The organism is Ectopseudomonas composti (genome assembly GCF_900115475.1).
Classification (GTDB): domain Bacteria; phylum Pseudomonadota; class Gammaproteobacteria; order Pseudomonadales; family Pseudomonadaceae; genus Aquipseudomonas; species Aquipseudomonas composti.
In genome coordinates this window covers 325,179-343,869 of the sequence record NZ_FOWP01000004.1, presented here as the reverse complement: position 1 = coordinate 343,869, position 18,691 = coordinate 325,179, and the positions used below count along the sequence as shown (strand labels likewise).

Genomic DNA, 18,691 nt, shown 5'->3' with positions numbered 1-18,691 from the left:
TGCCTTGTATGGCTCTAGCTCGCGAGATCGTGAACAGGTTCTGAACGGTAGGGCGGGTGCAACTCGCCACATGCGGACTGGCGGGTTGTACCCGCCCTACGTCTTGCCCGCGTCGTAGCCCGGTGCAGTTAGTGCGTAGCCCGGATGCAATCCGGGAAACCTGCCGCATGATGCGCCGAGGATTGCCCCCGGGCTACACCTGCTTACAAGCGGATTTCCGTGCCGAGCACCTTGAGAAACGCCGCCAACCAAGCCGGATGCGCAGGCCAGGCCGGTGCGGTGACCAGTTTTCCCTGCACGTGAGCCTGATCCACCGGGATGTCCACGTAGGTGCCGCCGGACAGCCCCACCTCTGGTGCGCAGGCCGGGTAGGCGCTGCACTCGCGACCTTCGAGCACGCCAGCGGCGGCCAGCAGTTGCGGGCCATGGCAGACGGCAGCGATGGGTTTGTCGGCCGCGGCGAACGCCTTGACCAGGGCAATGACCTCGGCGTTCAGCCGCAGGTACTCGGGCGCACGGCCACCGGGCACCAGCAGCGCGTCGTAGTCCTCGGCACGCACCTTGGCGAAGTCATAGTTGAGGGCGAAGTTGTGCCCCGGCTTTTCGCTGTAGGTCTGGTCGCCCTCGAAATCGTGGATGGCAGTGCGCACCGTCTGCCCCGTGACCTTGTCCGGGCAGACCGCATGCACGGTGTGGCCGACCATCTGCAGCGCCTGGAACGGCACCATGGTTTCGTAGTCCTCGGCGTAGTCGCCGACCAGCATGAGAATCTTCTTGGCAGCCATGATCGTCTCCTGAAGGTAGGTGGAACGAACGCCATTATTCGCCCCTCTTACTTCCGACAGGTAACAGCCGGGTACTACTCCCCCGCCACGCTCGAGTTCAGATACCGACCTTGTCCAACGACTCACCGATCGAGCGCCAGAAGCCGCGCTGCGGCCGCTCCGGCTCCGTGTGGCTGGTTTCGATGCGCGCCATCGGCTGCACCTGGCGGGTGGCCGTCAACTCGGCCTGCGCCAGCTCGGCTGACACCAGTTGCAAGGGGCCGTCACCACCGCCCTCCAGCGCACCACCGGTCGGCGGCGGGCCATCCTCGTCGTAACGCAGGTAATAAGTGGCGCCAACAGCGGCGTCGAGGGTGAAACTGGCGATCAGGGTAAAGTCGAGCGGCCCATCGGCCAGCAGCGTCCAGAAGCTGCCTACCAGCGGCCGACGCATTTCCAGCTTGTAGTTGGCGGCATCGAACTCCAGCACCAGGTAGCCATTGCTGGGCAGGCTGCCGATCAGGCGGTTGTCGAGAAACAGCCCTGGCGCCTCCAGCTCCTGGTCGGCCCAGTCGTTACGCGGACGATAGAGATAGACCAGCGCATGGTTCTCGTCACTCAGCACGTGAGGCGTGAAGGCATCGCCTTGCGTGGCACCGAAGAAAGCACCCGGGGTGGAGCAGGCGGCAAGCAGGACGATGGGCAGCAACGACAGCAGACGGCGCATCGGGCATTCCTTTTGAGAGTCATGCAGCGAGCTTAGCCGCGCGGTGTACCGGCGGCACCCGACGAAAGTGCGGCCAAGGGCGTGCCTGTTCGAACGCCGATCGCGAAAACGCAAAAGGCCGGCATCGCTGCCGGCCTTTTACTGTTCACGCGCTGCTCAGAGCGCGTACTTTTGCAGATTCGCCATCATTTCCTTGAGCGCCTCGACGTTGTCCGCCGGGTGCGCAGCGCCCTCGAAATCGCAGATGCGTTGCCATTGCGCTGCAACGTCTTCCGGGCTGAAACCGGCCTTGGGATCGAAGCCGGCGCCCAGGCTGCGCTCCCAACGCACCTTGCCGACCCAGCCACCGCCGACTTCGTACAGGCCGCCGGTGTCCTGGCAGGCTGCGCTGCCCAGGTACACGACCAGCGGGCTGACCAGCTCGGGCTTGAGTTGCTCGAACACCTGCGGTGGGATCAAGCCTTCGGTCATGCGCGTGGCACCGGTGGGGGCGATGGCGTTGACCAGAATGTTGTTCTTGCGGCCTTCGATGGCCAGGGTGCGCGTCAACCCGTACAGGCCGAGCTTGGCCATGCCGTAGTTGCTCTGGCCGAAGTTGCCGTAAATGCCGGACGTCGACGAGGTGAAGATCACCCGGCCGAAATTCTGTTCGCGCAAATGGGGCCAGGCCGCGTGAGTAGTCTTGTAGGCGCCTTCGACATGGACCTTGTAGACCAGATCCCAGTCGGCGTCTTCGATCTTGTGGAAACTCTTGTCGCGCAGGATGCCGGCGTTGTTGACCAGCACATCGATGCGGCCGAAATGGTCCAGCGCGGTCTGCACGATCTTGTCGCCGTCAGTCACCGAATCATGGTTGGCCACCGCAGTACCACCGAAGGCGCGAATCTCTTCAACCACCTTGTCGGCAGCCGAGACGTTGGCCCCTTCACCGTGGGTACTGCCGCCGAGATCGTTGACCACCACTTTGGCGCCATGACGGGCGAACAGCAGCGCGTGGGCACGGCCCAGGCCACCACCGGCACCAGTGACTATGACCACTTGATCTTCGAAACGGATGGCATCGCTCATCGACAGCTTCCTCGGGCAGGTTGTGAATGCGCCGAGTGTCAGACAGCCCCGCGCGCTTCACAAGGCGCGCGGGGCTGCTGAATGACGGCCGATAATGCGACCTTATGCGGCTCAGTTACCGGAACCCGAGCCCGAGCCATCGCCGCCACTGCCATCGCCACTGCCCGAATCGGCACCGTCACCGCCTGGGTTGCCATCAGTGTTAGGGCCCTGGACAGGTGGGATGCCTTCACCGTCATCGGCCGGGTTCATCGGGTTGGTATCTCCGGGAGTGGTCGGCGTGGTGGTGCCCGTTCCCGGGGTGCCCGGCGCATTGGTGTCGCTGCCAGCGAAGGCAGGCAGTGCCATCGCGCCCAGAATCCCGCTCAGCAGCAGTGCAGATAACTTCTTGTTCATGGTTAACCTCTACTTTCCTGTGAGTGACACAGTTACTGAGTCGTCCACGGCGCCGGAGGTTCGACAAAAATTATTCAGGCACCAGCTCACTCCGCGCTCAGGCAATACGGATCAGGCTCAGGTGGTTGTACAGGTGCAACACGTGCGCCTCGGCGTATTCGGCATGCTCGAGCGCACCGTAGGCGAAATGCGGTTGCAGTTCGCCCGCATGAGCGGCGAAGCGTTCGAACGCCGCCTGCAAACGCTGCAATGCCAGCGCCTGACTGGCCGGTTCACTCAGAGCGGCGGCACCGGGGATCGCTTCATCCAGCGGGTGGCGCATCGCCCCACGCGCACTGAACACGGCGAACGCCGCGGGCCCCAGGCTGTGGCGAAACCAGGCTGGCTTCAGCTCGGGATAACCGTCGATGGAATAGTCGATGCTCTGCGCGCAGTGATTGAACACCTCGCTCGGGCTCCAGCCACGCATGCTCTGCAGCGTCTTGCCGTGCAGGTCCGCCAACACCTGACGCGCCCCCGCCAGGCTGACAGCCGCCGGGCGCGGCCCGGCAGGCAAGGCCCAGTAGCCGACGCCGAGCGCGGCGACTCCGCCAAGCACCGCGCCTTTCAACAGGGTACGTCTACGCATGCGAGCTCCTTGCGTCGCGAAATTGCAGGTAATGATCGAGCACCGCAGCCGGTGCCTCCAGCTGCGGATAGTGGCCAATGCCGTCGAGTAGCACCGTGTCGGCGTGCGCGATCAGCTCACGATAACGCGCCACCATGTGTGCACCTGAAATCGGATCGAAAGCGCCATCGATCACCCGCATCGGCAGCGTCGTCGCCTGCATCGCGGTGACCCAGCGTTGCCGCTGCTGACGGCGCTCGGGCATGTAGCGAATCAGACGGTGCATCACTGCCGGGCCATTGTTGTAGGCCACCAGTTGCCACAGGGCATCCAGCTCGGCTTCGCTGGCCTGGGTGTGCGGACCGAAGATACGAGCAAAACTCTGCGCCAGCTTGCGCCGCGAAAACAGGCGCCCGATCAGCGGACCCAGCGGCCCGAGCAATAGCTTCTGCACTCGCACCGGATGATGCGTCTCGGGGAACAGACCGCCATTGAGGAACACGCAGCTCGCCAACTGCAGCTGCCCGTCCTGATGCCGCGCGATCAGCTCCTGCGCGACGCTGTCACCGTAATCGTGGGCCAGCACATGCAACGGGCGGCGCTCACCGACATGGGCCAGCAGCGCCTGCTGCAGGTCGGCCTGTTCCAGCAGGCTGTAGGCATGCCCGCGCGGCTTGGCCGAATAACCGAAGCCGAGCATGTCGCAGGCGATCAGTCGGTAACGGTTGGCCAGCGGCGCCCACAGCCGGTGCCAATCCCAACTGGCACTGGGAAAGCCGTGAATGAGCAGCAACGGCTCGGCGTCAGCATCACCGGCTAGCCAGTAGCGAATCTGCTGACCCGCGAAGTTCAGCGTCAGCGCCCTGGCCTTCCAGTCCTCCAGTTCGATCCCTGGCAAATCAGTCACTTGTCATAACCCGGCATCTGCTGATCCAGCTTGCGCAGTAGCGCCGGCCAGGGCAGCGCGCCGCCCATGCCCTGCTGCGTCTTCATCACGCCCGCAATCATTGCCCGTGCGCCGTCGAGAATCTGCTGCGGAATATGGATCAGCTCGGCACCGCCACTCTGCGCCATGACCTGGATCTCGCAGGCACGCTGCAGGATGAACATGCCGAGGAAGGCGTCGGCGATGCCACCGAAGGCGGTGAGCAAGCCGTGGTTGGGCAGGATCATGAAGTTCTTGTCGCCGAGGTCCGCTTGCAGCCGCGCCTTCTCGTCATGATTCAGCGCCACCCCTTCATAGCCGTGGTAGGCCAGGCTGGCGAGGACGAACAACGACTGCTGCGACAGCGGCAGCAAGCCCTGCTTCTGCGCTGACACGGCAATACCGGCAGAGGTATGGATGTGCAGCACGCAGCCGACGTCGTGTCGCACCTCGTGCACGGCGCTGTGGATGGTGTAACCGGCCGGATTGATGTCGAACGGGCTGTCCATCAGCTTGTTGCCCGCCAGGTCGACCTTGACCAGGCTCGACGCGGTGATTTCATGGAACATCAGGCCATAGGGATTGATGAGGAAGTCCTCGGTGCCCGGAATCTTGGCGGAGATGTGAGTGAAGATCAGGTCGTCCCAGCCATAGAGGGCGATCAGCCGGTAGCAGGCGGCAAGATCGACGCGCGCGCGCCATTCGGCCTCGGACACCTGATTTTTCACGGCAGGGAATTTCAGTGGAGCATTCACGGCGGTCACCTCGATATTCTTGTTGATCGGTGGTGTCCGCAGTCTAGCCAGACGCATCGCTGGCGATAGTTGCTCTGGCAGCCATCTTGATGGCTTTGCGGGTCACGGCGCTGGCACGCCGCGGTGCGATAGACAGGTATTCGCCGCCTTTATCGAGCTCTCAAACCAGCTCAGGGTATTCGCTCAACAGCAGCGGCCACTGCCTCTGGGCCTCGACGTCATCGGCCAGCAGGCAAAAACCCTCGAACTGAAACTCCGGTGCCACGCTGCAGCCCACGAGCGTATAGGCGCCAGTCGAGCGCGCCGCCTGCCAGGCATGGGCCGCGACCGCACGTTGCGGCAACTGCCCCTCGCCTGCCGGCCCGAGCCGCTCGCAACGCACTGCGTCAGACGTGTCAGCCACCAACAGTTGCAGCGGGTCGCCTTCGTGAAAGTGCCACAGCTCATCGGCGTCGACCCGGTGCCAGCGGCTGATCGTACCGCCTGGCAACAGGAACAGAATGGCGCTGGAGGCTGCTCGGCCCTCGGCATCGCGCTGCGCCGAAACGAACAGCCGTCGGTAGTAGCCGCCCTCGGGATGGGCGACCAAGCCGAGACTGTCGATCAACTGGCGAACGCGAGGGTGCATGTCAGGCTTTCAGCGCGGCAGCCAAGGCTTGCAGCCATGGCTCGGCGTCGGTTTCCGGAGTCACCGTCTCACTGGAGTCCAGGCGCAGCATCTCCACCACCTCACGCAGCCCCAGCTCGGCATACAGCTCACGGATCAGTTCACCGCCACCGCAGAAGGTGTCGTAACTGGAGTCGCCCAGCGCCAGCACCGCAGCCGGGCGGCCGCTCCAGGCCGGCAGGCGATCGCGGATTTCGCTGTACAGCGGCAGCAGGTTGTCCGGCAGTTCGCCCATGCCAGTGGTGGACGTCACGGTGAGGAAGGCGTCCGGCGCAAAGGCCAGCAGCTCCTCGAGGCTCATGTTCGACTTGTGCCAGGCCTCCAGCCCGGCGGTCTTGAGCTGGCGCTCGGCATGGCGAGCGACTTCCTCGGCCGTACCGTAGACCGAGCCCGAGAGAATGGCGACTTTCATGACAACTCCGGAAACAGGAAAAACGCCGCGCATTATGCCGCAAGTGGACAGCCCGACCCGATGTTTTAGAATGCAGCGCACAGCCATCGCGGAACCGGACCCATGATCAATGCCAAACTGCTGCAACTGGTAGTCGACGCCTCCAACGATGGGATCGTGGTGGCCGAGCAGGAGGGCGAAGACAATATTCTGATCTACGCCAACGCGGCGTTCGAACGCCTGACGGGTTATTCCTGCGATGACATCCTCTATCAGGACTGCCGCTTTCTGCAGGGCGACGATCGCGCTCAGTTCGGCCTGCAGGCCATTCGCGAGGCGGTCAAGACCGGCAAGCCCTGCCGGCAGGTAATCCGAAACTACCGCAAGGATGGCAGCGCCTTCTGGAACGAGCTTTCGATCACTCCGGTACTCAACGAAAGCGATCAGTTGACCTATTACATCGGCATCCAGAAGGACGTCACCGAGCAGGTCGAGGCCAAACAGCGCGTGCGTGAGCTGGAAGCCGAATTGGCCGAACTGAAGGCCGAGATGGCACGCCTGAAAAGCTGACGAACGGGCAAAACTATCCCTCGGCGGCACAGTCTGATGGGTTTGATCCCACGCAGTCTCATGCCATGCAAAGCGACCCGCTGCTGACTCAGGACGAGCTGGATTTCATCCAGAAGATCCTCTTCAAACCTCCGCAAACGCGGCAGCCCAATGCTGCGCCACAGCTGGCCCTGGGCGAACAGCTTCGTGAGCTGCTGGGCCGCCTGGGCAACGAAGAACATCTGAGCCTCGACACCCACAGCGACAATCAGCACCTTAGCTTTCCCCTGCGCCTGGTTCAGGATGACCACAGCCAGTCGCGCCTGGAGCTGGGCGCACCGCTGATATTCGAACAGGGGGTGAGCGAGCGCCCCTGGCGCCTGGTTCTGCCCACAACACTGCATTTGCTCGACAGCAATGATCGCCCCAGTGGTTTCCAGGCGCTGGAGCTATCGAACAGCGGCATGCTGGTGAAATACGGCAAGAGCGGTACGCCGGCCAAGGATCAGTTGCTACAGCTGCTTCTGCCGCAGGAACGCCGCGTTCAACTGCGCGCCCAATTGGTCAGACGCGTCAGCCAGACGCGCTATGCCTACAGCCTGCAGACGCTACATGCAGAGGACGAACAGACCCTGCGTCAGTACCTGTTCGAACAGCACAGCGAACAACAGCCGCAAGCGGCGGCTGTCGGCTGATTTATCGTGACTGGCAGCCTCAAGTGTCGAGGTGGCCAGCCAGGAACTGCTGCAGACGACGCTGCATCAGACGCCCCTCGTTACCCAGACACGCGATGGCTGTGCCAGCCAGACTCTCCTCAGCCAGATCGGCACTGTCACCCGCCAACAACACCGGGCATTCCAGGCCAAGCGCCAGGCGCGTCAGTTGCCGAGCAAATTCCTCGCCCGGCGGCTGATTGCTGAAGACCACCAGCGCCTGCGGTTGCATGCGTTCGCAAACCAGGGCCAGATCAGTCAAAGGCACGCCTGGCCCCATCACTGCCACCTCGATGTCCTGATTGCCCAACAGCAATGCCGCGACCAGCAGTTCCAGTTCACGGCAATGGTTGGGTAAAGCCACCAGCAGGATGCGCTCGCGCGAACCATCGCGCCCCAGTTGCAGACGCTGCCAGCAGCGCCCACGCAGGAAGCCATCGAGCATCAGCCATTCACCGCGCTGGCCCACGTCGTCCTGACGCAGCAGCAGCTCCTGCCAAACCGGCATGAAGATGTCCTGAAATACCACTGGCAGCGGATAGCAGGAGAAAATCTGCCCGTAGAGGCGCTCGAGGCGAGGCTCGTCGAAGTTCTGCAGCGCGCTGCGCAGTTGATCCTGCCACTGACTCCAGTCGTCACTGCTGACTTCGTTGTAGGCAGGTGTAGCGACACTGCGACTGTTGGCACTCTTGGCCAGGATCGAGCCGACCTTGCTGACCGCGACACCGCGCTCGATCCAGGCGAGGATGCTACGCACCGCCTCGATATCGGCCTGCGAATAGAGGCGATGGCCACTGTCAGTGCGCGTCGGCTGGATCAGGCCGTAACGCCGTTCCCAGGCACGCAGGGTGACCGGGTTGACGCCGGTAAGGCGGGAAACCTCACGGATGGGGAACAGCTCTTCCTGCTTCAAAGCGCTGGACGTAAGCGATGTGACGGAGGCGAGTTCGGGCATGGCTTCGGGCATCATGGCAACGAATGTAGAAGGATTGTAACCCAGCTTCACCAGGCTTACATTGTGCAAGAATTATACAAGGCAACGTCATGCACAACCTCGCCTGGCCATTGACCCTTTACTACGACGGAGACTGCCCGCTCTGCGCGCGTGAAATCCGCATGCTCAGCCGGCATGCGTCGCCCCAGCGGCTGCTTCTCGTGGACATTTCTGCCCCAGACTTCGATCCACTGCCATTGGGACTATCCCTGACGACGATGCAGAATTGTCTGCACGCACGCTGGGCCGACGGCACGTGGTTGCTGGGCCTTGATGCCAGCCTCTGGAGCTGGGAAGCCGCAGGCCTGGGAAGTTGGGTGGCGCCGTTGCGCTGGCGACCGCTGCGCCCATTGCTGGAATGGGGCTATCGACTGTTCTGCCGCCTGCGCCCTCATCTGGCGCGGCTACCGCACCCTGACGGTGCGGCGCGCTGCCGAAAAGGCGACAGTTGCTCGGCCCAGCGCCCACCATCAGCTGGCGCTGGCTAATTTTTACAAACCGGGAATAATCCTTGCTGCATTGTTCGTCGAGCACACCACCCCGTGTTCGACCATGCCCAACGCCATACCCCGGCTGAAGGCAACACTCGAGGAGATACACAATGTCCCCCGTAACCCTGATGGTGGCGCGCCGCGTCGCCAATGGCCGTTATCACGACTTCATTGCCTGGCTGCGTGAAGGCGAACACCTGGCCACCGACTTTCCCGGCTATCTCGGCTCCGGCGTACTGGCACCACCAGCCGGTGACGATGAGTTCCAGATCGTTTTCCGTTTCAGCGACGAACAGACCATGGCCTCCTGGGAGCATTCCGCCTCACGCCAGGCCTGGCTGCAGCGTGGCGCAGGTCTTTTTGCGCAACCACAGGAAAAGCGCGCAGTCGGCCTCGACGCCTGGTTCGGCAGTGCCCATCGCCAAGCGCCGCGCTGGAAGCAGAGCGTGGCGATATGGCTGGCGTTCTTTCCGGTGTCGCTGGCCTTCAATCTGCTGCTCGGTCCCTGGCTCGCCGACCTGTCGCTGGTGACCCGTGTGCTGTTGTCGACGCTGGCCCTGACGCCCCTGATGACCTACTTGTTCATCCCGCTGTCCACCCGTCTGCTGGAACCCTGGTTGCAGGGCAACTACCCGCAGCGCCTGAACCGGCGAGCTGCCAGCGTCGGCAAATCCTGATCGCCCCTACCTCCGCCATCGGCCAGCCTCGTGCTGGCCGATTTCGTTGTACAAGCCGCTAACACCTGTACAAAAATGACAATACGTACAGGTAAAGTACAAAAAAACCCTCTCCAGACACCCGGCAAAAAGCCTTGAAACTCAATAAAATAGGCCTAATCGCCGACCGCAACACCAAAGCCACATGGCGCGCATGGTTGTACAACTTGCAGCTCTGGTATAGCTTTATCCAAGGTCTGGTGAGTACCGCCTGCCGCGGGTCCACTAAACCGAGGCGTAGACGCCTGGCCCCTCCACCTCTTACACGAGTTGCACATGAGCGCTGCCAGCTTCCCCATCCTGATCACCGGCGCCGGCCAGCGGGTCGGCCTCTACTGCGCCGAGCGCCTGCTCGACGCGGGCCAGCCGGTGATCATCAGCTATCGCCAGGAGCGCGATAGCATCGCGCGGCTGCGTGAGCACGGCGCCATCGCCTTGCAGGCCGATTTCAGTGACGAGGCTGGCATTCTGGCATTTATCGAACAGGTCAAGGCGCAATGCAGCGGCCTGCGCGCGATCGTGCACAATGCCTCGCAGTGGCTGGCCGAAACACCCGGCGAAGAAGCCGATGTCTTTCGCCAGCTGTTCAGCGTGCACATGCTCGCGCCCTACCTGATCAACCTGCATTGCAGCGACCTGCTGCTGCAATCGGAACAGGCCGATATCGTTCACGTCAGCGATGACGTGGTACGCAAGGGCAGTGCCAATCGTCCGGCCTACTGCGCCAGCAAGGCAGGCCTGGAAAGCCTGACGCTGTCGTTCGCGGCACGCCTGGCGCCACACATCAAGGTCAACACCATCGCTCCGGCATTGCTGATGTTCAACGCTGGCGACGACGACGCCTACCGCACCAAGACACTGGCCAAATCGGCACTGGGCATAGAACCCGGCCCGCCGGCCTTCTATCAGACTTTGCGCTACCTGCTGGACAACGCCTACGTAACCGGAACCACCATTACCCTCAACGGCGGCCGCCACCTCAAGTGAAGCGACTGCTCAGGACACTGCCATGAGCCAACCCCTTTCCCAGCAATACCTCGAGATTATCAAAGGCCTCGGTGAAAACCCGGAGCGCGAAGGTCTGCTCGATACACCCAAACGTGCCGCCAAGGCCATGCAGTATCTGTGTCATGGCTACCAGCAGTCGCTGGACGAGATCGTCAACGGTGCGCTGTTCGAGTCCGACAATGACGAGATGGTGATCGTCAAGGACATCGAGCTGTACTCGCTGTGCGAACACCACCTGCTGCCCTTCATTGGCAAGGCGCATGTCGCCTACATCCCCACCGGCAAGGTGCTCGGGCTGTCCAAGGTGGCGCGCATCGTCGACATGTACGCGCGGCGCCTGCAGATTCAGGAGAACCTCACCAAGCAGATCGCCGACGCCATTGCGCGCGTGACCAACGCTGCCGGCGTCGCGGTGGTGATCGAAGCCAAGCACATGTGCATGATGATGCGTGGCGTGGAGAAGCAGAACTCGGTGATGAGCAGCTCGGTGATGCTTGGCGCCTTCCGCGAGTCCTGCAACACTCGCCACGAATTTCTGCAATTGATCGGACGGAACAACTAATGCCGCGACTGGAACCTGGAATGGCGCGCATCCGCGTCAAAGACCTGCGCCTGCGCACCTACATCGGCATCAAGGAAGAAGAGATCAACAACAAGCAGGACGTGTTGATCAACCTGACCATCCTCTACCCCGCCGTCGATGCCGTGCAGGTCAACGACATCGAGCATGCGCTCAACTACCGCACCATCACCAAGGCGATCATCGCCCACGTCGAGGGCAATCGTTTCGCCCTGCTCGAGCGCCTGACCCAGGAAATTCTCGATCTGGTGATGACCCATCAGGCCGTGCGTTACGCCGAAGTGGAAGTGGACAAACCCCACGCCCTGCGTTTCGCCGAGTCGGTATCCATTACCCTGGCCGGCCATCGCTGACAGCCTCCCTTGGCGGCTTGTCGCTCCCTGGCGAGGCTCTTATCATCGCGCCCCCATTCCCGGAGAGCCCACCATGACCGAGCAAGAACGTCTCGAACTGGAAGCTGCAGCCTTTCGCGCACTAGTGCAGCACCTGCGCAGTCGTCCTGACGTGCAGAACATCGACCTGATGAACCTGTCCGGTTTCTGCCGCAACTGCCTGTCCAAGTGGTACAAGGCCGCTGCCGACGATCTCGGTGTCGACGTCAGCGCCGACCAGGCCCGTGAGACCGTGTATGGCATGCCCTATGCCGACTGGAAGGCCAAGTATCAGAAAGAAGCTTCGGCCGAGCAGAAAGTCGCCTTTGCCAAAGGAAAACACGAATGACCGCTCTCAACGCGCTGCGTAGCCGTCTGCAGCAGGATGACTACACCTTCAGTGAAACCCTGGCCTTCGTCGCCGCGCACTACGACTATCAGCCCAGTGCCTTCCGCAACGGTGACGTGGAGAACGCGGCCGGACAGAACGAAGGCTCCTGCAAGACCCTGGGCCTGGCCCTGCTGGAAGGGTTCAGCAAGGACGAAGCGCTGCGTGCCTTCGGCGAACACTACCGCAGCGTGCTGGCCACGCCGCAGGGCAGCGACCACGGCAACATCCGTGCGTTGATGGCTCACGGCCTGGACGGCGTGACGTTCGAGCAGCAACCGCTCAAGTCTAAGTTTTGAAGCTGTAGCGCAAAAACTTGCGCAACTGTCGGCAAAGGCTGACAGACATCACATTGCTATCGCTTTATGCTGCGCGCCATAACAAACATGGAACACGAGGGAACGTGTTCTGCGCAGTGGCGCCCTTCCCTCCTGTTTCGCGCTCGGCATGGAGTCGACCGATGCAGCAAACCCTGGTATGGAAACCCTGGTACACCCCTGGCGTGGAAACCCTGCGCCTGAGCCAGGATGCCAATGGCATCCACGCGACCAGCCACCTCATGCAAGTCATCAAGGGCAACAGCATCGTTGCCAACTACCTGATCGATTGCGACCCACGCTGGCGTTTCCGCCGTCTCTGGCTGAAGGTCGACAACCATGGCCAGCGCCACCTGTGCTTGCAGCGCGACCTGCGCGGCAACTGGCTGCTCAATGGCGTACCGCGTCCCGATCTGCAGCAATGCCAGCACGTCATGCTCTCGGCCTCGCCCTTCACCCACACCCCAGCCCTGCAGCGCAGCGCCCTGGAGACCGGGCAGAGCGACGACATGCAGGTCGCCTACATCGACATGCTCAGCCTCAAGGTGGAACCGCGCCAGCAGCGCTATCACTGCCTGCGGCGGCGCCCAGGTGAAAGCCTCTACCGCAGCCAGGCCGAAGGACGCGCGCACGAAGAACTGAGCGTCGACGACCAGGCGCTACTGCTCAAGGCAGACGAACAGTACCTGCGCCTGAGCCAGCGTGATCTGAAGGTCAGCGCGCTGGTGTGATGGGTTTCCAGCGATCCGCCTTGGGAGGGTGCGCCACGCGCACCACGAATACCCTAGAGCTGGCCTGGTGCGCACGGCGCACCCTACGCAAAGCCAACGCATGCGCCACTCAGATCGGCAACTGCCCGAACGCCCAGCGCAGCACAAAGAACACCAGAAAACCACCACCGATGGTCGCCAGCAGATGCCGCGTGAACGCCGCGATGGCGATGGCAGCCAGCCCCGCCAGCAGGTAGGCGTTATTCCAGCTCAGCGCCCAGTGCTGCCCATCGGGCATGAGCATGCCGGGTACAACGATGGCCGTCAGCACTGCAGTCGGCACGTAATGCAGCCCCTGCCTGATCAACGGCGGAAAACGCAGGTCAGGGAAGGCAAACAGGCTGTAGCGGGTGACGAAGGTGATCGCCAGCATGCCCAGAATCAGCAACCAGATATCCATCAGATCAACTCCTCCTGCAGCGTCGGGTTACGCTGCTCCAACCACACGCCGACGACAATGCCACTGGCCGCCGCGGCCATCAGGCCGAGCTTGTAGGGCAACACATGACACGCCAGCGCCACGGCTCCGGCCACCAGGGCGGCAGCCACTTGCGGCTGGTTGCGCAGCATCGGCACGACGATGCCGATGAAGGTCGCCAGCATGGCGAAATCCAGCCCCCAGTCTCCGATGTTCGGCACTGCCTGACCGAACAGCACGCCAACCAGCGTGCACAGCTGCCAGTTGCAGTACATGGCCAGGGCCGCACCGAGAAAGTACCAATGCCGATAGGTGCCCTTGTCGCCGCGCGCATAGCGCTGCACCACGACCGCGTAAGCCTCGTCGGTGAGCCAGAAGGCCAACGGAATGCGCCAGCGCTTGGGCAGGTGGCGCACGTAGGGTTGCAGGCTGGCGCTATACAGCGCATGGCGCAGGTTAACCACCAAGGTGGTCAGCAGCACCACGGCGATACCGGCACCACCAGCCAGCAGACTGATGGCAATGAACTGCGCCGAACCGGCGAATACCAGTATCGACATACCCTGGGTCTGCCAGGGATCGAGCCCGGCAGCGCCGGCCAGGCTGCCGAAGATGATGCCGAAGGGCATGGCGCCGAGCAGCATCGGCAGCATATCGCGGGCGCCCTGGGTGAACTCTTGATGACGTGACATGGAACCTCCTTGGGCAGCCGAGAGTAACGGCAGCGAATCAAGAAGGTCTTGAACGATCTTGCTCAGAATCTGTTTACGACCTCGCGAGCCAGGACGTAGGGCGGGTAAAACCCGCCAGCCAGGCGACGGCGACGGGTTGCACCCGTGCTCAGAATCCCGCGGCAACCTCCTGCAACAGCGCAGGCGCGGTACCACGCTCCATCACCACGCCTTCGAGCCCCAGCAGGTCGCCCAGATCAGAATAGATACCCCGGCCACGCTCGCTGACCTGCTTTTCGCTAGCGTCGGCGCACAGCAGACGATAATCGAAAGCGAACGGCCGTGACTCGCGCAAGGCCTCCTGAACCCCGCGCCAGACGCGCTCACGATCAGCAGGATGGATCAGCCCGTTGAACGTCAGACTCTGGCTGTCGATCAAGCGCTGAGCAGCATAGCCGGTCAGCTCCAGGCACCCCGCGCTGACATACTCCATGCTCCAGTTACGGTTGTTGCGACAGCGATAGACCATCAGCGGCAACCCGTCGAGCAGGTTGCTCAGGCTGCGATGGCGCGCCTGCAACTGCTGATGCTCAGGCATCTGCGCGCTGATATCCGCCAGGCTGGCGACGAAGCCGGTTCCATGTCGCACCACACGCACCTCGACCCAACGCAGCTCGCCCGTGCGGTTCATGTAGCGCAGGCTAGCCACCCATGGCGCGCTGCCTTCGCGCAGGTTGTGCAGGCCAAGCTGCCACAAGGGTCGATCCTCGATATGCAGAAACTGGCTGTGCTCGGCCTGCAGGCAATCACCCAGCCGGTAACCGCTGAGTTGCTCCCAACCGCGATTGGCCTGGCGCATCACCCCGACCCCATCCAGATGGATCAGCGCAATCGGCAGTGCATCGAAATCCACCGACCTGCTGCTGCCACTCAGCGCATTGCGCAAACGTCGCAACCAACTCATCGACACCCTCCGTTGCTCTCGGGCAGGCCAGTACGATGCGCCCAGGCCGCCAGTTCCAGACGCGAACGCAGGTTGAGCTTGCTCAGCAGATGCTTCACATAGACCTTCACCGTGCCGTCACTGATGCCCAGCTGGCGGGCGATCAGCTTGTTGCTGAAGCCCTCGGCGATCAGTGCCAAGGTCTGCCGCTCACGTTCGGTCAGTTCCACACGCTCGGCCTCCATGGCCGTTTCCCGCTCGCGCAGGCCACTGGCGAGCAACAGCGAAAGCGCCGGGTCGAGGCGTGCCTGGCCATGGGCGCAGGCACTCACCGCAGCCAGCAGCGCCTCAGGCTCGCTGTCCTTGAGCAGGTAGCCATCGGCGCCAGCACGCAGGGCGGCGAGCACGTCGTCGCGCGCAGCCGAAGCGGTCAGCACCACCACGTTCACGGCGGGCAGATCACGCTTGAACCATTCCAGCGTGGCCAGGCCATCGAACCCCGGCATATGCAGGTCGAGTACCACCATCGCGGGGTTCAACTCACGCGCCAGACCGATGCCTTCACTGCCGCTGGAAACGCTACCGATCACGCGGAACTCGCCACTGGACTCGAACAGTTCAGCCAAGCCACGGCGGAGCAACGGATGATCATCGATCAGCAACAGGTCGAACGGTGCATTCATGGCCGACTCCAGCGCAGATGCACCCGTGTGCCACTGCGGTTCTGCAATGCCTCGACACTCAACTCAGCGTCGATGGCGGCAGCACGCTCGCGCATGATGCTCAGCCCGAAGTGACCGCTATCAGGCAGATCCCCAGGCAAACCGATGCCGTCGTCGCAGACTTCGACTTCCCATCCGCTGGCGGTGGGCCACAGGCGGATGTGCACCTGCCGCGCATGGGAGTGGCGCACCACATTGGCCAGCGCCTCACGCACGATCTGCAACACCTGCAACTCGCTGTCGACGGGCAGGCAGTTGCCAGGCAAACGATTGTCCAGGCTGAACACGCAGCGGCTGCTGCGGGCGAACTCTTCCACCGAGGCTTCCAGGGCCTGGCGCAGGGTGCGGCCGTCCATGGTCAGCCGCGAGCTGCTGATCAGCTCGCGCACCTGGCGATGCACCCCGCGCAGGGTGTCGCGCAGATCATCGAGCATCACCTCGGCCTGTATGGGATCGCTCAGGACGCTGTGCAATCGCGCACTGCGAATCTGCAAGTAGCCAAGCTGCTGCGCCACCGAGTCGTGCAGCTCACGCGCCAGCACACCACGTTCGGCGCTCAGTTCGCGGCGGCGCAAGCGGCGCTCCTCGGCGAAGGCTTGCAGCACCTCGCCCAGGCGCCGGGCGATATCACGGAGCTGGTTGCGCTGGCCGATGCCGGGGCGACAGTTGAAGCTCACCAACAACAGCGCGCTGCGCCCCTCCTCCTGCTGCAGGCCGCACAAGGCCCGAAAGCGCCCCTGCTCCAGACAGCCACGACAGAGCTGCACCACGCCCGGCATCGGCAGCTCCCCGGCATGCTCGGGACAGTCCACGCAGGCAGACATCTCACCCAAGGCCCGCCAACCCGGCCCGGTGCGTTGCGGTAGCAACAGGCAGGCGCTATCGGCCTGCAGCGCCTGTTGCAGCTGCGGTAGCAACTCCAGCAACGGTCCATCGCCGCCGCCCTGCTGCAACAGACGCAGCGGCAGCTCCAGCAGGGTCTGCCGATAAGCCGGCGGCACGGCGGACCGAGGCTGTCGCTCGAGCAGCAGGGTGCGCAGTAGCAACTGGATCATCCGGCCTCCATGGACAAGGAATCGCTCTCGATTCAGCAAGTTCCATGCCCTGACAGAGCCAGGGCAAAACCCACTGAAAAGAAACAATATTTCCCACCAGGAAACATTACCCATGCCCGCCTGCGCACCATCAGAGGGCTGATCCGCCCTTGCGCAGAGCATGCCGAGCGATGCGATTACCTCCAAGGAGGTATCCCCAACGAGCGAGTTGCGGCTGGGCGTCGAGCCAGTAAGGTAATTCCCACAAGGAAATTTAAATTCCTGAAATTACACGCACTGTTTCACACGGGAGATCCAGCATGACCACGCGCATCGCCATCATCGGCGCCGGCCCCTGCGGCCTGGCCCAGCTCCGCGCCTTCCAGTCCGCTGCCGCCAAGGGCGCGGAGATTCCCGAGCTGGTCTGCTTCGAAAAGCAGAACGACTGGGGCGGCATGTGGAACTACACCTGGCGCACCGGCCTCGACGAGCACGGTGAGCCGGTACACGGCAGCATGTACCGCTATTTGTGGTCGAACGGGCCGAAGGAGTGCCTGGAGTTCGCCGACTACACCTTCGACGAGCACTTCGGCCGCCCCATCGGCTCCTATCCGCCACGCGAAGTGCTGTGGGACTACATCAAGGGCCGCGTCGAAAAGGCCGGCGTGCGCCAGTACATTCAGTTCAACACCACCGTGCGCGGGGTGGTCTTCGATGAAGCCAGCGGCCAGTTCGAGGTCACCGTGCACAGCTACGACCACGACCTGACCCGCACCGAGCGCTTCGACTACGTGGTGGTCGCCAGCGGCCATTTCTCCACCCCCAACGTGCCCTGCTTCGAGGGTTTCGAGAGCTTCGCCGGGCGCGTGCTGCATGCTCATGATTTTCGCGATGCACTGGAATTCAAGGGCAAGGATGTGCTCATCGTCGGCGCCAGCTACTCGGCCGAGGACATCGGCTCGCAGTGCTACAAGTACGGCGCGCGCTCGATCACCAGTTGCTACCGCAGCGCACCGATGGGCTACAAGTGGCCGGAGAACTGGGAGGAGAAACCGCTGTTAACGCACGTATCGGGCAGCACCGCGTTCTTCGCCGACGGCACCAGCAAGCACGTCGATGCCATCGTCCTGTGCACCGGCTACAAGCACCACTTCCCCTTCCTGGCCGAAAACCTACGACTGAAGACCGACAACCGCCTGTGGCCGTTGAACCTGTACAAGGGCGTGCTCTGGGAGAGCAACCCTAAGCTGATCTACCTCGGCATGCAGGATCAGTGGTACAGCTTCAACATGTTCGACGCCCAGGCCTGGTACGCCCGCGACGTGATCCTCGGGCGCATCGCCCTGCCTGACCAGGCCACCATGCACGCCGAAGACCTGGCCTGGCGCGAGGAAGAACTGACCCTGAAGAACGCTCAGGAAATGTTCGAATTCCAGGGCAAGTACATCCAGACCCTGATCGACGCCACCGACTACCCCAACTTCGACATCGCCGCGGTGAACCAGACCTTCCTCGACTGGAAGCACGACAAGTACGACGACATCATGGGCTACCGCAACAAGTGCCACCGCTCGCTGATGACCGGCACCCTGGCCACGCCGCACCACACCAGTTGGCTGGAGGCGCTGGACGATTCGCTCGCCGCCTACCTTTCCGATTCGTCGCAGACAGCCATCAAAGCTGTGGGCTGAAGGGAAACGGTGCGC

At 62.8% G+C, this 18,691-nt stretch carries 26 protein-coding genes; 11 read left to right on the top strand and 15 right to left on the bottom strand.

What is annotated here, in order from left to right; translation table 11 throughout:
* Positions 1-203: 203 nt before the first annotated feature.
* The 9 genes from BM059_RS10065 to BM059_RS10025 form a co-directional block, all read right to left on the bottom strand.
* The gene (locus BM059_RS10065) at positions 204-785 is read right to left on the bottom strand and encodes a DJ-1/PfpI family protein (protein WP_037003267.1); all 582 of its coding nucleotides are present in this window, start codon (positions 783-785) and stop codon (positions 204-206) included.
* A gap of 97 nt (positions 786-882) precedes the next feature.
* On the bottom strand, positions 883-1,491 hold the full coding sequence (locus BM059_RS10060; protein ID WP_074938356.1) for a DUF2846 domain-containing protein: 609 nt from the start codon (positions 1,489-1,491) through the stop codon (positions 883-885).
* 156 nt (positions 1,492-1,647) lie between these two features.
* Complete coding sequence (locus tag BM059_RS10055) at positions 1,648-2,559, bottom strand: SDR family oxidoreductase (protein ID WP_074938352.1); 912 nt, start codon at positions 2,557-2,559, stop codon at positions 1,648-1,650.
* Positions 2,560-2,670: 111 nt separating this feature from the next.
* Positions 2,671-2,955 carry a hypothetical protein gene (locus BM059_RS10050; protein WP_037003263.1) on the bottom strand — a complete coding sequence of 95 codons (285 nt, stop codon included), beginning with the start codon at positions 2,953-2,955 and terminating at the stop codon, positions 2,671-2,673.
* A 97-nt stretch (positions 2,956-3,052) separates the two neighbouring features.
* The gene (locus BM059_RS10045; protein ID WP_037003262.1) at positions 3,053-3,583 is read right to left on the bottom strand and encodes a DUF1569 domain-containing protein; all 531 of its coding nucleotides are present in this window, start codon (positions 3,581-3,583) and stop codon (positions 3,053-3,055) included.
* The gene (locus tag BM059_RS10040) at positions 3,576-4,469 is read right to left on the bottom strand and encodes an alpha/beta fold hydrolase (RefSeq protein WP_074938351.1); all 894 of its coding nucleotides are present in this window, start codon (positions 4,467-4,469) and stop codon (positions 3,576-3,578) included. Before BM059_RS10040 ends, BM059_RS10045 begins: the two co-directional genes overlap by 8 nt.
* Positions 4,466-5,242, bottom strand: a complete 777-nt coding sequence (locus tag BM059_RS10035; protein ID WP_394327998.1) for a class II aldolase/adducin family protein — start codon at positions 5,240-5,242, stop codon at positions 4,466-4,468. Before BM059_RS10035 ends, BM059_RS10040 begins: the two co-directional genes overlap by 4 nt.
* Positions 5,243-5,402: 160 nt before the next feature.
* On the bottom strand, positions 5,403-5,870 hold the full coding sequence (locus BM059_RS10030) for a cupin domain-containing protein (RefSeq protein ID WP_037003259.1): 468 nt from the start codon (positions 5,868-5,870) through the stop codon (positions 5,403-5,405).
* A 1-nt stretch (position 5,871) separates the two neighbouring features.
* Positions 5,872-6,321 (bottom strand): flavodoxin, encoded by a 450-nt coding sequence (locus BM059_RS10025; RefSeq protein WP_037003257.1) that lies wholly within the window; start codon positions 6,319-6,321, stop codon positions 5,872-5,874.
* Positions 6,322-6,423: 102 nt separating this feature from the next.
* Between BM059_RS10025 and BM059_RS10020 the strand changes: the two genes are divergently transcribed.
* Positions 6,424-6,870 carry a PAS domain-containing protein gene (locus BM059_RS10020; RefSeq protein WP_074938350.1) on the top strand — a complete coding sequence of 149 codons (447 nt, stop codon included), beginning with the start codon at positions 6,424-6,426 and terminating at the stop codon, positions 6,868-6,870.
* 65 nt (positions 6,871-6,935) lie between these two features.
* Complete coding sequence (locus BM059_RS10015) at positions 6,936-7,544, top strand: PilZ domain-containing protein (protein WP_074938348.1); 609 nt, start codon at positions 6,936-6,938, stop codon at positions 7,542-7,544.
* A gap of 19 nt (positions 7,545-7,563) precedes the next feature.
* On the opposite strand, the gene BM059_RS10010 is transcribed toward BM059_RS10015, so the two are convergent.
* Positions 7,564-8,517: a MerR family transcriptional regulator gene (locus tag BM059_RS10010; RefSeq protein WP_037003370.1), complete on the bottom strand. Its 954-nt coding sequence runs from the start codon at positions 8,515-8,517 to the stop codon at positions 7,564-7,566.
* A gap of 89 nt (positions 8,518-8,606) precedes the next feature.
* Between BM059_RS10010 and BM059_RS10005 the strand changes: the two genes are divergently transcribed.
* From BM059_RS10005 to BM059_RS09970, 8 genes are all read left to right on the top strand, one after another.
* Complete coding sequence (locus tag BM059_RS10005; protein WP_074938346.1) at positions 8,607-9,044, top strand: thiol-disulfide oxidoreductase DCC family protein; 438 nt, start codon at positions 8,607-8,609, stop codon at positions 9,042-9,044.
* A gap of 113 nt (positions 9,045-9,157) precedes the next feature.
* Positions 9,158-9,724: an antibiotic biosynthesis monooxygenase gene (locus tag BM059_RS10000; RefSeq protein WP_074938344.1), complete on the top strand. Its 567-nt coding sequence runs from the start codon at positions 9,158-9,160 to the stop codon at positions 9,722-9,724.
* A gap of 315 nt (positions 9,725-10,039) precedes the next feature.
* Positions 10,040-10,750 (top strand): dihydromonapterin reductase, encoded by a 711-nt coding sequence (folM, locus tag BM059_RS09995; protein ID WP_074938342.1) that lies wholly within the window; start codon positions 10,040-10,042, stop codon positions 10,748-10,750.
* 22 nt (positions 10,751-10,772) lie between these two features.
* Positions 10,773-11,333 (top strand): GTP cyclohydrolase I FolE, encoded by a 561-nt coding sequence (gene folE, locus BM059_RS09990; RefSeq protein WP_037003251.1) that lies wholly within the window; start codon positions 10,773-10,775, stop codon positions 11,331-11,333.
* Positions 11,333-11,704 carry a dihydroneopterin triphosphate 2'-epimerase gene (folX, locus tag BM059_RS09985; RefSeq protein WP_037003250.1) on the top strand — a complete coding sequence of 124 codons (372 nt, stop codon included), beginning with the start codon at positions 11,333-11,335 and terminating at the stop codon, positions 11,702-11,704. The genes folE and folX overlap by 1 nt, the downstream gene beginning before the upstream one ends.
* A gap of 73 nt (positions 11,705-11,777) precedes the next feature.
* A complete protein-coding gene (locus tag BM059_RS09980) occupies positions 11,778-12,071 on the top strand; it encodes a DUF1244 domain-containing protein (RefSeq protein ID WP_074938340.1) in 294 nt (97 codons plus the stop codon).
* A complete protein-coding gene (locus tag BM059_RS09975; RefSeq protein WP_074938338.1) occupies positions 12,068-12,409 on the top strand; it encodes a HopJ type III effector protein in 342 nt (113 codons plus the stop codon). The genes BM059_RS09980 and BM059_RS09975 overlap by 4 nt, the downstream gene beginning before the upstream one ends.
* Positions 12,410-12,570: 161 nt before the next feature.
* Positions 12,571-13,158: a putative glycolipid-binding domain-containing protein gene (locus BM059_RS09970; protein WP_037003247.1), complete on the top strand. Its 588-nt coding sequence runs from the start codon at positions 12,571-12,573 to the stop codon at positions 13,156-13,158.
* 109 nt (positions 13,159-13,267) lie between these two features.
* On the opposite strand, the gene BM059_RS09965 is transcribed toward BM059_RS09970, so the two are convergent.
* From BM059_RS09965 to BM059_RS09945, 5 genes are all read right to left on the bottom strand, one after another.
* Positions 13,268-13,597: an AzlD domain-containing protein gene (locus BM059_RS09965; RefSeq protein ID WP_074938336.1), complete on the bottom strand. Its 330-nt coding sequence runs from the start codon at positions 13,595-13,597 to the stop codon at positions 13,268-13,270.
* On the bottom strand, positions 13,597-14,307 hold the full coding sequence (locus BM059_RS09960; RefSeq protein ID WP_074938335.1) for an AzlC family ABC transporter permease: 711 nt from the start codon (positions 14,305-14,307) through the stop codon (positions 13,597-13,599). The genes BM059_RS09965 and BM059_RS09960 overlap by 1 nt, the downstream gene beginning before the upstream one ends.
* A 148-nt stretch (positions 14,308-14,455) precedes the next feature.
* Positions 14,456-15,250 (bottom strand): PAS domain-containing protein, encoded by a 795-nt coding sequence (locus tag BM059_RS09955; protein WP_074938332.1) that lies wholly within the window; start codon positions 15,248-15,250, stop codon positions 14,456-14,458.
* On the bottom strand, positions 15,247-15,912 hold the full coding sequence (locus tag BM059_RS09950) for a response regulator (protein WP_074938331.1): 666 nt from the start codon (positions 15,910-15,912) through the stop codon (positions 15,247-15,249). The genes BM059_RS09955 and BM059_RS09950 overlap by 4 nt, the downstream gene beginning before the upstream one ends.
* Positions 15,909-17,006 carry an ATP-binding protein gene (locus BM059_RS09945; RefSeq protein WP_074938329.1) on the bottom strand — a complete coding sequence of 366 codons (1,098 nt, stop codon included), beginning with the start codon at positions 17,004-17,006 and terminating at the stop codon, positions 15,909-15,911. The genes BM059_RS09950 and BM059_RS09945 overlap by 4 nt, the downstream gene beginning before the upstream one ends.
* A 299-nt stretch (positions 17,007-17,305) precedes the next feature.
* On the opposite strand from BM059_RS09945, the gene BM059_RS09940 reads away from it, so the two are divergent.
* Positions 17,306-18,676 (top strand): NAD(P)-binding domain-containing protein, encoded by a 1,371-nt coding sequence (locus BM059_RS09940; protein WP_074938328.1) that lies wholly within the window; start codon positions 17,306-17,308, stop codon positions 18,674-18,676.
* Positions 18,677-18,691: the final 15 nt, after the last annotated feature.

What these genes read in the sequence shown, in the direction of transcription:
- folX (WP_037003250.1), top strand. Translation starts at nt 11,333, where the DNA reads ATGCCGCGACTGGAACCTGGAATGGCGCGCATCCGCGTCAAAGACCTG.
- BM059_RS09960 (WP_074938335.1), bottom strand. Translation starts at nt 14,307, where the DNA reads ATGTCACGTCATCAAGAGTTCACCCAGGGCGCCCGCGATATGCTGCCG.
- BM059_RS10005 (WP_074938346.1), top strand. Translation starts at nt 8,607, where the DNA reads ATGCACAACCTCGCCTGGCCATTGACCCTTTACTACGACGGAGACTGC.
- BM059_RS10000 (WP_074938344.1), top strand. Translation starts at nt 9,158, where the DNA reads ATGTCCCCCGTAACCCTGATGGTGGCGCGCCGCGTCGCCAATGGCCGT.
- BM059_RS10060 (WP_074938356.1), bottom strand. Translation starts at nt 1,491, where the DNA reads ATGCGCCGTCTGCTGTCGTTGCTGCCCATCGTCCTGCTTGCCGCCTGC.
- BM059_RS10010 (WP_037003370.1), bottom strand. Translation starts at nt 8,517, where the DNA reads ATGCCCGAACTCGCCTCCGTCACATCGCTTACGTCCAGCGCTTTGAAG.
- BM059_RS10030 (WP_037003259.1), bottom strand. Translation starts at nt 5,870, where the DNA reads ATGCACCCTCGCGTTCGCCAGTTGATCGACAGTCTCGGCTTGGTCGCC.
- BM059_RS09950 (WP_074938331.1), bottom strand. Translation starts at nt 15,912, where the DNA reads ATGAATGCACCGTTCGACCTGTTGCTGATCGATGATCATCCGTTGCTC.
- BM059_RS10065 (WP_037003267.1), bottom strand. Translation starts at nt 785, where the DNA reads ATGGCTGCCAAGAAGATTCTCATGCTGGTCGGCGACTACGCCGAGGAC.
- BM059_RS10015 (WP_074938348.1), top strand. Translation starts at nt 6,936, where the DNA reads ATGCAAAGCGACCCGCTGCTGACTCAGGACGAGCTGGATTTCATCCAG.
- BM059_RS09945 (WP_074938329.1), bottom strand. Translation starts at nt 17,006, where the DNA reads ATGATCCAGTTGCTACTGCGCACCCTGCTGCTCGAGCGACAGCCTCGG.
- folE (WP_037003251.1), top strand. Translation starts at nt 10,773, where the DNA reads ATGAGCCAACCCCTTTCCCAGCAATACCTCGAGATTATCAAAGGCCTC.
- BM059_RS09970 (WP_037003247.1), top strand. Translation starts at nt 12,571, where the DNA reads ATGCAGCAAACCCTGGTATGGAAACCCTGGTACACCCCTGGCGTGGAA.
- BM059_RS10020 (WP_074938350.1), top strand. Translation starts at nt 6,424, where the DNA reads ATGATCAATGCCAAACTGCTGCAACTGGTAGTCGACGCCTCCAACGAT.
- BM059_RS10045 (WP_037003262.1), bottom strand. Translation starts at nt 3,583, where the DNA reads ATGCGTAGACGTACCCTGTTGAAAGGCGCGGTGCTTGGCGGAGTCGCC.
- BM059_RS10055 (WP_074938352.1), bottom strand. Translation starts at nt 2,559, where the DNA reads ATGAGCGATGCCATCCGTTTCGAAGATCAAGTGGTCATAGTCACTGGT.
- BM059_RS09975 (WP_074938338.1), top strand. Translation starts at nt 12,068, where the DNA reads ATGACCGCTCTCAACGCGCTGCGTAGCCGTCTGCAGCAGGATGACTAC.
- folM (WP_074938342.1), top strand. Translation starts at nt 10,040, where the DNA reads ATGAGCGCTGCCAGCTTCCCCATCCTGATCACCGGCGCCGGCCAGCGG.
- BM059_RS10050 (WP_037003263.1), bottom strand. Translation starts at nt 2,955, where the DNA reads ATGAACAAGAAGTTATCTGCACTGCTGCTGAGCGGGATTCTGGGCGCG.
- BM059_RS09980 (WP_074938340.1), top strand. Translation starts at nt 11,778, where the DNA reads ATGACCGAGCAAGAACGTCTCGAACTGGAAGCTGCAGCCTTTCGCGCA.
- BM059_RS09940 (WP_074938328.1), top strand. Translation starts at nt 17,306, where the DNA reads ATGACCACGCGCATCGCCATCATCGGCGCCGGCCCCTGCGGCCTGGCC.
- BM059_RS09965 (WP_074938336.1), bottom strand. Translation starts at nt 13,597, where the DNA reads ATGGATATCTGGTTGCTGATTCTGGGCATGCTGGCGATCACCTTCGTC.
- BM059_RS10025 (WP_037003257.1), bottom strand. Translation starts at nt 6,321, where the DNA reads ATGAAAGTCGCCATTCTCTCGGGCTCGGTCTACGGTACGGCCGAGGAA.
- BM059_RS09955 (WP_074938332.1), bottom strand. Translation starts at nt 15,250, where the DNA reads ATGAGTTGGTTGCGACGTTTGCGCAATGCGCTGAGTGGCAGCAGCAGG.